Source organism: Bacillus sp. MM09(2025) (assembly GCF_050496725.1).
In the GTDB taxonomy this organism is placed as follows: domain Bacteria; phylum Bacillota; class Bacilli; order Bacillales; family Bacillaceae; genus Bacillus; species Bacillus pumilus.
The window spans coordinates 1,096,049-1,109,524 of record NZ_JBNWEN010000004.1 but is presented as its reverse complement, the minus strand read 5'-3'; the positions used below and the strand labels follow the sequence as shown (position 1 = coordinate 1,109,524).

The 13,476-nt window shown below is 44.5% G+C and carries 14 protein-coding genes; 11 read left to right on the top strand and 3 right to left on the bottom strand.

Annotation, left to right across the window (positions count from 1 at the left end; genetic code table 11):
* Positions 1 to 23: 23 nt before the first annotated feature.
* Genes ribD through ACQYAC_RS12040 form a run of 3 tightly spaced genes read right to left on the bottom strand, consistent with a single transcriptional unit; the run spans position 24 to position 2,734 of the window.
* Positions 24 to 1,115: a bifunctional diaminohydroxyphosphoribosylaminopyrimidine deaminase/5-amino-6-(5-phosphoribosylamino)uracil reductase RibD gene (gene ribD, locus ACQYAC_RS12050; protein ID WP_429943367.1), complete on the bottom strand. Its 1,092-nt coding sequence runs from the start codon at positions 1,113 to 1,115 to the stop codon at positions 24 to 26.
* Positions 1,102 to 1,863, bottom strand: coding sequence for a GTP cyclohydrolase II (locus ACQYAC_RS12045; RefSeq protein ID WP_012011730.1), 762 nt, complete (start codon positions 1,861 to 1,863; stop codon positions 1,102 to 1,104). The genes ribD and ACQYAC_RS12045 overlap by 14 nt, the downstream gene beginning before the upstream one ends.
* Positions 1,841 to 2,734: a VOC family protein gene (locus ACQYAC_RS12040; RefSeq protein ID WP_429943366.1), complete on the bottom strand. Its 894-nt coding sequence runs from the start codon at positions 2,732 to 2,734 to the stop codon at positions 1,841 to 1,843. The genes ACQYAC_RS12045 and ACQYAC_RS12040 overlap by 23 nt, the downstream gene beginning before the upstream one ends.
* Before the next feature lie 178 nt (positions 2,735 to 2,912).
* Between ACQYAC_RS12040 and ACQYAC_RS12035 the strand changes: the two genes are divergently transcribed.
* The 11 genes from ACQYAC_RS12035 (at position 2,913) to isdG (ending at position 13,283) form a co-directional block, all read left to right on the top strand.
* A complete protein-coding gene (locus ACQYAC_RS12035; protein ID WP_058013341.1) occupies positions 2,913 to 3,245 on the top strand; it encodes a winged helix-turn-helix transcriptional regulator in 333 nt (110 codons plus the stop codon).
* Positions 3,246 to 3,615: 370 nt separating this feature from the next.
* Positions 3,616 to 4,074: an NEAT domain-containing protein gene (locus ACQYAC_RS12030; protein ID WP_058013342.1), complete on the top strand. Its 459-nt coding sequence runs from the start codon at positions 3,616 to 3,618 to the stop codon at positions 4,072 to 4,074.
* 20 nt (positions 4,075 to 4,094) lie between these two features.
* Positions 4,095 to 4,748, top strand: coding sequence for a heme uptake protein IsdC (gene isdC, locus ACQYAC_RS12025; protein ID WP_339164465.1), 654 nt, complete (start codon positions 4,095 to 4,097; stop codon positions 4,746 to 4,748).
* An 18-nt stretch (positions 4,749 to 4,766) separates the two neighbouring features.
* Positions 4,767 to 6,674, top strand: coding sequence for an NEAT domain-containing protein (locus ACQYAC_RS12020; protein ID WP_429943365.1), 1,908 nt, complete (start codon positions 4,767 to 4,769; stop codon positions 6,672 to 6,674).
* Between the two features lie 75 nt (positions 6,675 to 6,749).
* On the top strand, positions 6,750 to 7,637 hold the full coding sequence (gene isdE / locus ACQYAC_RS12015) for a heme ABC transporter substrate-binding protein IsdE (protein ID WP_429943364.1): 888 nt from the start codon (positions 6,750 to 6,752) through the stop codon (positions 7,635 to 7,637).
* A gap of 33 nt (positions 7,638 to 7,670) precedes the next feature.
* On the top strand, positions 7,671 to 8,657 hold the full coding sequence (locus ACQYAC_RS12010; protein WP_429943363.1) for a FecCD family ABC transporter permease: 987 nt from the start codon (positions 7,671 to 7,673) through the stop codon (positions 8,655 to 8,657).
* A complete protein-coding gene (locus ACQYAC_RS12005; RefSeq protein ID WP_061410003.1) occupies positions 8,644 to 9,414 on the top strand; it encodes an ABC transporter ATP-binding protein in 771 nt (256 codons plus the stop codon). Before ACQYAC_RS12010 ends, ACQYAC_RS12005 begins: the two co-directional genes overlap by 14 nt.
* 26 nt (positions 9,415 to 9,440) lie before the next feature.
* The gene (gene srtB, locus ACQYAC_RS12000; protein ID WP_268497375.1) at positions 9,441 to 10,193 is read left to right on the top strand and encodes a class B sortase; all 753 of its coding nucleotides are present in this window, start codon (positions 9,441 to 9,443) and stop codon (positions 10,191 to 10,193) included.
* An 18-nt stretch (positions 10,194 to 10,211) separates the two neighbouring features.
* Positions 10,212 to 11,150, top strand: coding sequence for an ABC transporter substrate-binding protein (locus ACQYAC_RS11995; RefSeq protein WP_429943362.1), 939 nt, complete (start codon positions 10,212 to 10,214; stop codon positions 11,148 to 11,150).
* Complete coding sequence (locus tag ACQYAC_RS11990; protein WP_429943361.1) at positions 11,147 to 12,160, top strand: FecCD family ABC transporter permease; 1,014 nt, start codon at positions 11,147 to 11,149, stop codon at positions 12,158 to 12,160. The genes ACQYAC_RS11995 and ACQYAC_RS11990 overlap by 4 nt, the downstream gene beginning before the upstream one ends.
* A 1-nt stretch (position 12,161) precedes the next feature.
* Positions 12,162 to 13,283: a heme oxygenase gene (isdG, locus tag ACQYAC_RS11985; protein WP_429943360.1), complete on the top strand. Its 1,122-nt coding sequence runs from the start codon at positions 12,162 to 12,164 to the stop codon at positions 13,281 to 13,283.
* Positions 13,284 to 13,476: the final 193 nt, after the last annotated feature.

Sequence of the window (13,476 nt, the reverse complement as noted above, 5' to 3'; positions counted from 1 at the left end):
ATGGGGTCTACAAGCTTTTTTGTTTATTGATATACGGGATATCCCGTTATTTTAATATCTTTCCCTAGTGTTTCTACTGAGAGCTGATCGAGTTCAATGGCATCACTCATGAGGCGTATGCCTTCGCCTCCGAAAAAGGAAGGAGAAAGTCTTCCGCCAATGAGTTTGGGTGCCATATAAATGACCAATTTATCTACAAGCTGCTGTTCTAAAAATGAAGCATTGATCTGACCGCCGCCTTCAATCATGAGCGAGGAGATATTTCTTTCTCCCAGCGTTTGAAGCACTTCTTGCAGGGGCACCCGCGTCTCGCTGTCTGTTACAAAGACGCTGACGCCGGCTGCTTCTAAAGTGTCTCTTTTTTCCTCATCGGCTTGCTTTGTTGTAAAGATCCATGTTGGTGCCATCTGATCAGTGACGATCTTTGCTGTCAGTGGTGTTGACAGCTTAGAGTCTAATACAACTCGAATCGGATGATTCCCATTTGGAATCCGTGCAGTTAGTGAAGGGTCGTCATGAATAACCGTTTGAGCACCGACCAAAATCGCATCATTGATACTGCGGATATGATGAGCATCATAACGCGATGTCTCAGATGTAATCCATTTGCTGTCAGACGTAGCAGACGCAATTTTTCCGTCTAAGGTAATACCTGCCTTGAGTGTCACGAAAGGTGTTTTCTTCGTAATAAAATGATTAAACACTTCATTCATGAGAATGGATTCCTGTTCAAGTACGCCTGTAATCACTTGGATGCCAGCATCTTGTAAAATGGCGATTCCGCGGCCAGCGACAAGCGGGTTCGGGTCAAGAGCCGCCACGACAACCGTTTCGACGCCTGCTTTCACAAGTGCCTCCGCACAAGGACCTGTACGACCATGGTGAGAACAAGGCTCAAGGGTCACATAAATGGTGGCTCCTTTTGCCTTGTCTCCGGCCATTTTAAGTGCATGAATTTCAGCATGTGGTTCACCGGCTTTCATGTGAGCACCGACACCAACAATCTCATTCTCACGCACAATCACAGCCCCGACGAGCGGGTTTGGAGATGTCTGACCTTTCATTGCCCGTGCATTTTCAAGTGCTAGATTCATATATCGTTCATGATGTGGCAATCGTACGCACCTCTTGATCCGCCTTCATGTGACCTGAGCGGTTAATTTTTGTCTGCAAGTATTTTTCATTAAACTCCGAGACATCACCCCAAAGCGGAATACGTCCAGAAAGAGATAAACCTGCATGGCTGATGGCATCTGTCTTTTTCGGATTATTGGTAATGAGTCTGACTGGCTTTGTACGAAGTGTTTGAAGAACCGCGATGGCTTCTTCATATTGACGCGTGTCATCTTCAAAGCCGAGTGCTTCGTTCGCTTCTACTGTATCGTAGCCATTTTCTTGAAGGATATAAGCCATGGCTTTCGTGAAAAGTCCAATACCGCGGCCTTCATGGTTGGCTAAATAGAACAGGGCACCTGCACCATTGTCCTCAATCATTCGCATGGACTGCTTCAATTGGAATCCGCAGTCGCAGCGCTTGCTTCCAAAAATATCACCAGTATGGCAAATAGAATGCATGCGGATGAGAGCTTCGTCAGCGTGTTCGAAATCTCCATACACTAGCACGCTTGACTGCTGATGATCGGCAAGCTGGCGGGACGAGAGGCTTTCGATTAAAGCTTCATCTGACAATGGCTCTAATCCGTCGTCTTTTAACCATGAATACCAGTTGAACATCACCGTTCTGCCGTCTAAATTCACTGGCAATTTAATGGGTCCAGTGATGTATATATACCCGTCTTCTTGCTGTACTCGTTTGATTTTATCTTTTAAAATGGCTGTTTTAAGATCTGTGTGTTTGTCCATATTCTGCACCTTCTTTTTTGTCTGTTTCTTCAATCTGTAAACGAACGAGAACGCCAAATGGATCAACAAATTCGTTACTTTCCCCTATTGTTTTCACTTGAGTGCCTGCTTTTGTTAGGCGCTCAACGACGGACTGTCTGTCTGCTTCTTGTGGGAATACGAGTGTATAGCTTCTAATTCCTGAAAAACGTGGATCAATGGCTCCTTTTCTTCCGCGTCCCCATGCATTAAAGGCAAGGTGGTGATGATAGACGCCACCTGCAATGAATAAGCTTGCTGTGGGAGCCATTCGGATATGAAAACCGAGCGTATTGACATAAAAGGAATCAGCTTCTTCTGGGTTCAGATGGAAATGTAAGTGTCCCATGACTGTCCCAGCTGGAATTCCTTCCCACGTCGTATCAGCGGCTTCTTGCAGGAGAACATCTCCATCAAGAGGTGCATTTCCGCCACCTTTCAGTTCTCCATGCTCACCTACCCAAACGTCCTCAGGGCGATCAGCATATATTTCTACGCCAATGCCGTCAGGGTCACTTAAATAAATGGCTTCACTGAAAAAGTGATCGCTTGCTCCAATTAAAGGATAGCCTTTTTTGATCACATGTGCCAGCCATGTGCCCAGGTTTTTTCTGGTAGGTAATAAAACAGCAAAATGATAAAGTCCTGGCTCATGATCAGGCTTCTCCTTGAGCTGTGCATCTTCTTTTAACAAAAGGATTGGTTCCTTTGCATTGCTTCCAAGAGTGACGGTGGATTCCGTCTGTTCTAATAAAGTAAAACCTAAAATGTCTGTATAAAAAGGCAAAGAACGCTCAAAGCTGGATACATGTAATTCTGTTACACCTAATCTTACCTGCTCTATTGTATTCAAAGCTCGGTCATCTCCTTCATGTTATATGCATCTGCATGTTCAATGGTTTATTGAAAATTGATAAAAATGAATACCTTGTTACTTTTAGTAACTGAACTATATAATAGTTAGTGACTTATTTCAAGTAATTAATTATGTTATAATGAAAAAAAGAGAGAAAAGCGGGAGGGAGTAAGGTATGGCTCAAGTAGATGGCTGTCCAATCACAGATGCCATGGAGATTCTAGGCAAGAAGTGGGTCATTCTCATCATCAATCAGCTTCTGACAGGCCCTAAGCGTTTCTGTCAGCTTGAAAATGAAATGAACATCAGCGGCAGATTATTATCTGAAAGGCTGAAGGATTTAGAGGCTGAAGGACTCGTGGAGAAAAACGTATACCCTGACATTCCAGTACGGATTGAATACGAATTAACAGCGCAAGGGAAGAAAATAGAGCCGATTATTCGTGAAATGTATGCTTGGTCTTTAGAACGTAAAAATAGCAAAAAAGTGGAACATGTTCCTTCCTAATCGATTTCGATCAGTCTGTCTGATCGAAATTTTTTTGTGCGATTTTCCAGAAATCTAAGTCAATAGTATGAAAAATGATGTTGACAATAAATTCACCCATCATATAAGATCAAGAAGAAGAGGGTTCTTTTCCCTGTAATGGAATGGAGGTCATGCCATGGAATCATGAATGGGACAGATTGCCTAAAACACGTGTCAAATCATCATTTAGAAACAGAAATCTTTGGCTTTTAGGAAGCAAAGATTTATTTTTTCAACCCAATTGATAATGATTATCATAATCATCTATAAGTGTGTTCAAGCGCTTATGAAGGTTATTTTTTTTATTGTCTGTTGAGAATAATTATCAATATCATTTAGGGGGGTTCACATGAAAGCCATTCGTTCAACATCACACGCATTATTGTTCTTTAGTTTTGTTCTATTATTTGCTCTAGCTCCGATTAGCTCAGCCTCAGCAGCAGGCTTAGCAGATGGTCAACATTCGGCACAATATGTGGTATGGAAGGCAGATAGCGATTCGACTTCAACAGCGAATACGTATTTTGAAAAACCAGCAAAGCTTGTCGTGAAGGATGGAAAAATCAAAGCACAAGTCACGTTAACGAATAGCTCTTGGATCACTAGCTTTAAAACACTTGAACAAGGTGTCTACAAAGATGCGAAAGTGATCAGTACAAACACAGCTGCGAATAAGAGAACAGTAGAATTTAACGTGAACAGCCTGACGGAAGTCGTACCAGCAAAAGTGAGCGTGACTGTACCGGTCATTGGATATACAGGCAATTACGACATCCGTCTCAAGTTTGATGCAGCATCTGTTCAATAAAAAGGGAGGAAATTCGCTTGATGAAAAAAATGATGAGGCTATCAGTCTTCATGACCGCTTTATTATTGGCACTCATGCTGCCTTTTTCAAACGCACAGGCTGCCACGTTAAAGGATGGTACATACTCCGTCAACTATACTGTGCTCAAGGCTGAAGGAAATGCGGTCTCCATGGCAAATGACTACTGGCTGAAGCCAGCAAAAGTGATTGCAAAAAATGGGAAGCTGACAGTACAAATGACCATTAAAAATAGCAGCTGGGTGACGGAATTTAAAGTTCCCGGAAATGGCGGCTATGTCGATACAACGGTTCTCTCAACCAATAAAAAAGCCAACACAAGGATTGTTCAGTTCAAAGCTCAGAGCTTGTCTAAACCAATCAAATCAAAAATTCATGTCACTGTAAAATCTGCTGATTATGATCATGATTATACCATTCAGCTGAAATTTGATGAGAGCAGCATGAAATCACTTTCGTCTAACAGCACAAACAAAACAGCAGGTGAAGCAGAAAAGCAGCAGCCATCAAAAGAATCAACGAAAACATCTGATTCATCCACGACAAAACAAGAAGAGAATCCTCAAACTGGTGATACAAACCAGACAGGGTGGCTCCTTGTGCTTGCTCTATGCTCAGGCGGATTTTTAGCAAGAAAGTGGATCATTAAGCATTAAGGAAGGAAGTGTCACCATTTGAAACGTCTTTTTCATCTAAAGGCAGCCATTCTGCTCGTTTTATTCAGTTTATTGACTGCATTTCAGATTCCTCAAGGAACGGCTCAAGCTGCATCATTTGTTGATGGTGAATACACGGTCGGATTCACCATTTTAAAAAATGGCAGCACAGAAGCGTCCATGATGGATACGTATACAGAAAAGCCAGCTAAGCTGATTGTGGAAAATGGCAAGACGACTGCCTATGTCACACTGAAGCAAAGCAAAGAGATTACAGATTTCAAGGTTGAACAAAATGGCGCGCTTGTCACCACTGAAACCGTCAGTGAGGATGAAACTGCCAATACACGTGTAATCAAGTTTGATGTTGCCGACTTATCAGCCAAATTAAACGGCTGGGTGAAAATTTACTGGGATTTAGGCGGCCTTATCTATGACGAAGCATATGACGTACAGCTTGCATTCGATCAAAGCAGCCTAACGCTCGTTACACCTGCAAAGCCAGACGATAACGAAACAAAACCAGATGACCAAAATGGCACAAAGCCAGACGATAACGAAACAAAACCAGATGACCAAAATGGCACAAAGCCAGACGATAACGAAACAAAACCAGATGACCAAAATGGCACAAAGCCAGACGATAGCGAAACAAAGCCGGATGACCAAAATGGCACAAAGCCAGACGATAGCGAAACAAAGCCGGATGACCAAAATGGCACAAAGCCAGACGATAACGAAACAAAGCCGGATGATCAAAATGGCACAAAGCCAGTGGATTCTACGCAAAATCAACTGAAAGATGGCGAGTACCGCATCAATTACAGTGTGCTCAAAGGAGATGGGGATGAGGCATCTCGGATGAACCAATACTTCTCACATCCTGCATCCTTAACCATCAAAAATGGGAAGCTAACCATCTCCTTTACGGTGAAGGACGATACATCTGTCGCTTCCTTGAAAACAGAGAAAAACGGTTCTTTTCAAGAAGTGAAGACTGTCAGCACAGATAAAGCAAAGAACACAAGAGTGGTGTCATTTGATGTCGCTGATTTGAAAAAAGCGGTCAAAGGAAAAGTACACGTTGTAGTAGCAGCCGCTCACTATGAGCAAACCTACGATATTCGTTTTCAATTCGATGCAAAGAGTATCGCGCCACTTAAAGGCGGACAGGTAGAGGAAGAAACACCTGCTGCACCAGAAACACCAAAACCAAACACACCATCACCAGAAACAAATAACGGCGGAGCTCCTCAAGAGACGGCTCAGCTTAAAGATGGTGTATACAAGCTTCCTTTCTCAATGAAGAAAGCAGACAAGGATGAGCTTTCTCGTATGAACGATTACGTCGTGAGCCCTGCGACATTGGTTGTGAAAAATGGCCGCCATTTCGTTTCTTATACAGTGAAGAATAGCTCAGCTATCACGTCCTTCCAAGTAGGATCAGGTGGAAAGTTTGAAGAGACGCTTGTTGCAAAAACAGATCAAAAATCAGATACACGAGTGATTCAATACGAAGCCAAAAGCTTAAGCACGGCTCAGGCAGCACGCGTGAAAATTGATATTCCAGCTGCGAATTATCATGAGCAGTACGATGTCAAACTTATCTATGACACAAAAGGAATTGCTCTTGGTGAAGGAAGCGGGATTCGATCGATCATCGGAGACGATGAGAGTATCGGCTTTGTCAAAAATCCAAATGATCGCGATTCTCAATCAAATCAACCAAATCAACTTGAGAATTTAGCGCCAGAGGAAACAGGCGCAGAGCAGCTAACATTTACTCCATCAGATGACCAAACCAAGTCTGAGACTGGACAGTTGAATCCAAAAACAGGAGATACCTCTCTTCTTTGGGTGTATATTCTTTTATTCGGCGGGTCATTATTCGTACTCGTCAGAAAGTATCAAACAAGAACAAGATAGATGGTTTAGTTGAAGTGAGATGCGCCGAGATCATCGACGCATCCACTCTCTTTTTTCGAAAGGAGGCTTTTGTTTTTGAAGCATCGAATGTTATGTGCCTTGATCGCTGCCCTTAGTGTGTGCGTGATCTTATCGGGCTGCTCACAGTCAGCTGCAAGCTCAGCAAAAGGCAAAAAAAGCGTAGAATCAAGTGAACGCATTGTGGCAACGACTGTAGCCGCTGTGGAGATTATGGATGCCTTAGAGATCGATCTTGTCGGGGTGCCAACAAGCCAAAAATCCTTGCCAGCTCGTTATAAAGGACTGCCGGAAGTCGGCAATCCAATGAGCCCGGACATGGAAATCATCCAATCACTTCAACCGACAGATGTCCTGTCTGTGACAACCCTTCAATATGATTTAGAGACACCCTTTCAGCAAGCAGGTGTCCCTACCACATACTTAAATCTCGAGAGCATGGCTAACATGGAGAAGGCGATCACGAAGCTCGGAGATCAGTATGACAGAAAGAAACAAGCCAAGCGCATTGTGTCTGATTTTGAGCAAAAAAAGAAAGACATACAAGAGAAGACGAAGGGAAAACGAAAGCCATCCGTTCTGATTTTGCTTGGTGTACCAGGCAGTTATTTGGTGGCGACAGAGCATTCATATATTGGTGATCTTGTACGTATCGCAGGCGGGGAGAATATTGTCAAAGGTGAGAAAATGGAGTACTTGGCTTCCAATACGGAGTATTTACAAAAAGCCAATCCAGATATCATCCTCCGGGCCGCACATGGGATGCCAGATGAAGTCGTCCGCATGTTTGATCAAGAATTTAAAACAAATGACATTTGGAAGCATTTTCATGCAGTCAAGCAAGATCGAGTGTATGACCTCGAAGAAAGCTTATTTGGGACAACGGGCAATTTAAAAGCAGCTGAAGCATTAGATGAACTAACGCGTATGCTGTATCCGTTATAAGTGACGAATCTGAATGATAAAAGGACGTTTAAGATGAAAAAAACAGGGATTTTATTTCTGACAGTCAGTGTCTTACTGGTGTGCGTGTTTATTTATTCCGCCATTACTGGGAGCATTCATGTCACCCCGATTGAATTATTGGAAGGGCTCATCACCGGTCAACATGCACAGGTAGAAATCATTAAAGATCTCAGAATTCCTCGCATACTCATTGCCATGTTTACAGGGGCCGCCTTATCTGTCTCCGGTGTACTGCTGCAGTCGGTCATGAGGAATCCATTAGCTGATGCCGGCGTCATTGGAATTTCATCAGGAGCCAGCTTTTTTTCTTTAATGGCAATAACAGCACTTCCTCAATTTTATTTCTACTCTCCTTTATTTTCGGTGTTAGGCGGAGCCATTGCGTGTTTCCTCGTATACGTTCTGTCTTGGAAGGGTGGATTAAGCCCCATCCGTATGATTTTGGTTGGGATCGCCATCAATGCCATGTTTACTGGAATGGCTGAAGCATTTGTGACCATTTGCAGTTATTTCAATATCACGATCAATCAGTCAGGACAGTCGAATCTCACGATGAAAACGTGGGGGGATGTCCGTTTAATCGGAGTCTATGGCGTCGTCGGCCTTGTCGTAGCCCTTTTCTTTAGCAGATGGTGTAACCTCTTGGCTCTTCAGGACAAGACAGCGAAAAATTTAGGATTGCGTGTGACCAGAATGCGCCTTTTGATTTCCATCACAGCTGTATTGCTTGCGGCGGTGACAGCAGCGGTAGCGGGCGTGATTGCCTTTGTCGGTTTGCTTATCCCGCACATTTCAAGAAGACTTGTCGGGTCGGATCACCGGGTACTCATTCCATTTTCTGCGTTAAGCGGGGCGTTGCTGATTCTGACGGCTGATACGCTCGGCAGGACGCTTGTCGCGCCAAATGAAATTCCTGCTTCTACGATCATGGCCGTGATTGGCGGGCCATTTCTGATCTTTTTACTAAGAAGGGGGGATCGTCGCCATGGACATTCGTGAGGTGTCATTCTCATATGACCAGCAGAAGGACATCCTTCAATCGGTCACAACACAGATTGAAAAGGGAAAAATCACAACCATTATCGGTCCGAATGGCTCAGGGAAATCCACACTGCTTTCATTAATGGCGCATAACCATGCGCCAAACAAAGGGCAGATTCATTTAGACGGCCAAGCGTTGAATGCGTTTAAGCCAAAGGAGCTGGCAAAAAAGCTGGCGGTCGTCCATCAGCAAAACGAAGCGCCACTTGATTTAACGATCGAGAGGGTCGTGGCATTCGGCAGAACGCCGTACCAGACGATGCGAGGTGGAGACAAGGAAGAGGATGAGAGAGCGATAGAGTGGGCACTTTCCAGTACAAAGCTAACGGAAAAACGAAAGGTGCCGCTCGCCTCATTGTCAGGTGGTGAGCGGCAGCGAGTATGGATCGCGATGGCACTTGCGCAAAAAACACCAATCCTTTTCTTAGATGAACCGACAACCTATTTGGATATCTACTATCAATTTGACATTCTTGAGCTGATCCGTGAACTCAATGTCGTACATGGACTAACAATTGTTATGGTACTGCACGACATGAACCAGGCTGTCCGCTACAGTGATGTCATCATTGCGATGAAGAATGGCCGGATTATGAGTGAAGGACAGCCAAGCGATGTGTTAACAGAAGAGAATGTGCGGCACATTTATGATGTGTCTGTCACGATTAAACAGGATGCAGAAACAGGGATGTACATCGTGCCTGTTGGGATATAAGCTGTGCAAAAAGCAGGTGAGACAGTGTGAAAAGAGGAAAACGGGTCTGTCAGCGTGTGCTGACAATCGTCTGTTTAGGTGTATTCATTTATAGTGGTTCGGCCATTGGCTTAGAACTGTTCGGCTATTATCAAAATCGTCAGGTGCTAGCAAAGGCTCAGACGATGTATGGACATGAGCAAGGAATGAATGAAAACCGGGAGCCGGGGACCATTCGTACGTCATTTGATGAACTGCGGAAGGTAAACGACGACATTGTCGGCTGGATCAATATGAAGGACACGATGATCCAGTACCCAATTGTCCAATCTCGCGACAATGCGTTCTACTTAACCCGTAATTACTTAAAAAACGACACTAGGGCAGGCAGTATTTTTATGGATTATCGCAATGATGTCTTGCATGAAAGCCCGAATACTGTGGTGTACGGGCATCGAATGAGGGATGGGTCCATGTTCGCTGGACTCACAAACTATTTAAAAGAGGATTTCTTCGATGAGCATCGGACATTTCAGTACGATACGCTGTATCAAAGCTATGAGGCGGAGATTTTTGCCGTGTATGAAACAACGGTGGACTTTGATTATATACAAACCGATTTTCAAGATCTTGGCGAATATGCGCACTACTTGCAATCTGTGCGAAAAAAATCAATCTACCAAACGAAGACAGACGTGTCCACAGATGACCTCATTCTCACTCTATCGACCTGTGATCATGTGCTGGCACCGAAAAACGGGCGTCTCGTGGTACAGGCAAAGCTAAAGAAAGTTTACTAGAAAAGGAGAGACAGGCGGTTGAAATTTTCACATGTGATCTTCATGGGACTTGTCTTGATGCTTCTCCTCGGCGGATGCAGTCAGGCAGCACCTGTAGAGAAAGGGAGCGGTCAAGGTGCGCTGAAGATTAAGGACTTTGCCGGCAGAACGCTGTCGTTTGAAGAATCCCCTCAGCGCATTGTCTCATTGTCCACTGGAGACATGAGCATCCTATATGCCTTAGGCGGTGAGGTGGTCGGTCGTCCGGCCGCCGAATTACCAGACAGCTTACAACAGGCTGCATCAGTCCAAACAATTGGTACAACACATCAATTTGATGTAGAGCTCATCACAAGCTTAAAGCCCGATGTTGTACTTGGGAATGAACAATTAAACAGCAAGGACATCTCTACAATAGAAGGAATTGGTTCACAGCTTCTTTTGACAAGTGCCAATTCTGTGAAGGACATCCAGCGCCAAATTACGTTATTCGGAGATTTGCTAGGGAAGCAGCAAAAGGCAAAAGAGCTTAACAAGCAAATCGATCAGCGGAAAAAGCAGGTCAAACAGCCTCAGAAAAAAGTGAAGACACTCGTTGTGTACGGGGCACCTGGCACATATATGGCGGCTCTTCCTCAATCCTTAAGCGGAGATTTACTACACATCGCTGGAGGGACGAACATTGCTGAGAATGAACCAGCACTCGAGAAATTCCCTCAATACGCTCAAATCAATGCAGAAAAGGTCATCGAAGCTGATCCTGATCTTATCCTGCTCATGACCCATAGCAATCCTGAAGATGTGAAAGCGGGCTTTATGAGTGAAATGAAACAGAATGCTGCATGGCACGATGTATCAGCCGTCAAACATGGACACGTCGAGATTCTGCCTAGTGATCTATTTGGAACGAATCCAGGCACAGACGTGATCAGAGCGATTGATGAGCTAGAGAAAAGATTGAAGCGATTATCATCATGAAAATGAATGCAGAATTAGATTTTCAAAAAAGACAGTCGAGGCGAAGATGGCTGATACCCGGACTATTCATCTCGTTAGTTGTAGGTGCATGCCTAGGGCTTGCATTAGGTTCTGTTCATTTATCACTGCAAGATTTATTCGCTGCTTTGACGGGATCAGGTCAGCCTGTCCATGAGAAAATTGTGATGGATTTACGCCTGCCGCGCGTTCTCATCGGTTTCATCGTTGGGGCATGTCTCGCGGCATCAGGGGCGATTTTACAAGGAGTCGTCCGAAATCCACTCGCTGACCCTGGCATCATCGGTGTGACGGCTGGCGGCGGATTGGCTGCTGTGCTCAGCATGATTGTGTTTCCGCAATTCACGTATTTGCTGCCAGCCGCTGCTTTCCTTGGCGCTTTATTAGCGGCACTTGTGGTGTATATGCTCTCATTTGATCAAGGGGTTTCACCGCTGAAGCTGATTTTGGCGGGAGTGGCAGTCAATGCCCTGCTTGGGGCGGTGATGAATGGGTTTATGGTGCTTTATAGTGAGCGTGTGCAGGCAGTCCTGCCCTTTTTATCAGGAGGATTAAATGGACGGAGCTGGCATCATCTAACCTTCGTGTCGCCTTATGCGCTCGCTGGGCTGTGCCTTTGTTTTTTTGCCATCAAGCCGGCAAATCTTCTTTTGCTTGGCGATGAATCGGCTCAGCTGCTCGGTCTCAGAGTAGAGCGCACCCGGTTTTTCTTGATTGCACTGGCGGCACTTTTAGCTGGTGCAGCAGTAAGTGTGAGCGGCTTAATTGGCTTTGTCGGACTGGTCGTTCCTCATTTTATCCGTCTTTTAATTGGAGATGACTATAGGTACCTGCTGCCGATCTCGATGCTGGGCGGAGGCGTGCTTGTGGTTTTTGCAGATACAGCGGCAAGGGTATGGTTTACACCAGTTGAACTGCCTGTCGGTATCCTGCTTGCCTGCATCGGTGCACCTTTCTTCCTCTATTTATTAAAAAAGAAAGGGAGGGGTTAAGTTGGATGTGATCGCTATGGATGACGTGAGTCTCAGTCAAGGAGGCTTTCAGTTGTCCTCTATATCAGCAGCTGTTCCTAAAGGAAGCGTGACAGGCATTATTGGACCAAATGGATCAGGGAAGTCGACTTTTATCAAAGCAGCCGCACGTCTTACGTCAATCGAAAGCGGCACGATATACATTCACGATATACCGCAAAAAGAGATGACAGCTCAGGAGATTGCAAAGGAAATCGCCGTTCTCATGCAAACGAGAACAGCCATTCCATCTATGACCGTACGGGAGCTGGTCGCACTTGGACGCAGCCCGCATCGTTCGATCTGGAAAAAAAGCTCGAAGACAGATCGAGAAGCGATTGAGTGGGCGCTTGATGTGACCAATAGCCGTATCAATGAAAATAGAATGCTGCATACATTGTCTGGCGGAGAAAGGCAAAAAGCGTATATTGCGATGGCACTCGCTCAGAAGACAGAGACGATTATTCTGGATGAGCCGACGACTTACTTAGATATTGCGCATCAGCTTGATTTACTAGAGTTGCTCAAACAGCTGAATAAGACGCATGGAATCACCATTTTAATGGTTCTTCACGACCTGCAGCAGGCAGCAAAATATTGTGACCGCCTTATTGCGATGAAGCGTGGTCAGGTTTATCAAATAGGGACACCAAAAGAAGTATTAACAGAAAGCTTTTTCAAAGAGGTCTTTGGGATTCAGGCTGAGGTTCACTTAGACGGTGAGCAGCCGCTGATTATTCCAATCGCTTCGATTCAACAACAAAAGGGAGATGAACAAAACATGATCATTGTCAACAACCAGGTAAGAGTAGAAAAAGGCAGTGCCGACCACCTCGTCAAGCGTTTTAACAAGCAGGGACAAGTAGAATTCATGGAAGGATTTTTAGGTATGGAAGTATGGGTCACACAGCAGACAACCGATTACGATGAAGTGACCATTCATACACGCTGGAATCGAAAAGAAGACTTTGTGAATTGGACAAAATCTCAGGCATTTGGTGATGCGCATGCTCATGGAAAAGCGAAACCTGAAGGCCTATTAAAAAATAAAATTACGTACTATGAAGTGCAAGTCACTAGACCAGCTTTACAGAAAAAAGCCTAAAAAAGAAACACAGCGCTGCAGCTCACGTGCAGCGCTATTTTTTTACTTTCTGTCACATATTTTTGACAAAGTATTCAAACAACTGACACAATACCACCCAATTTTTAGGTAAAATTTACTTTATTTTTGAAGCGTATGGGTGTAAAGTACAGGTATAAATAACTAACCGAATGAAAAGCAAGAGTAAAATTTC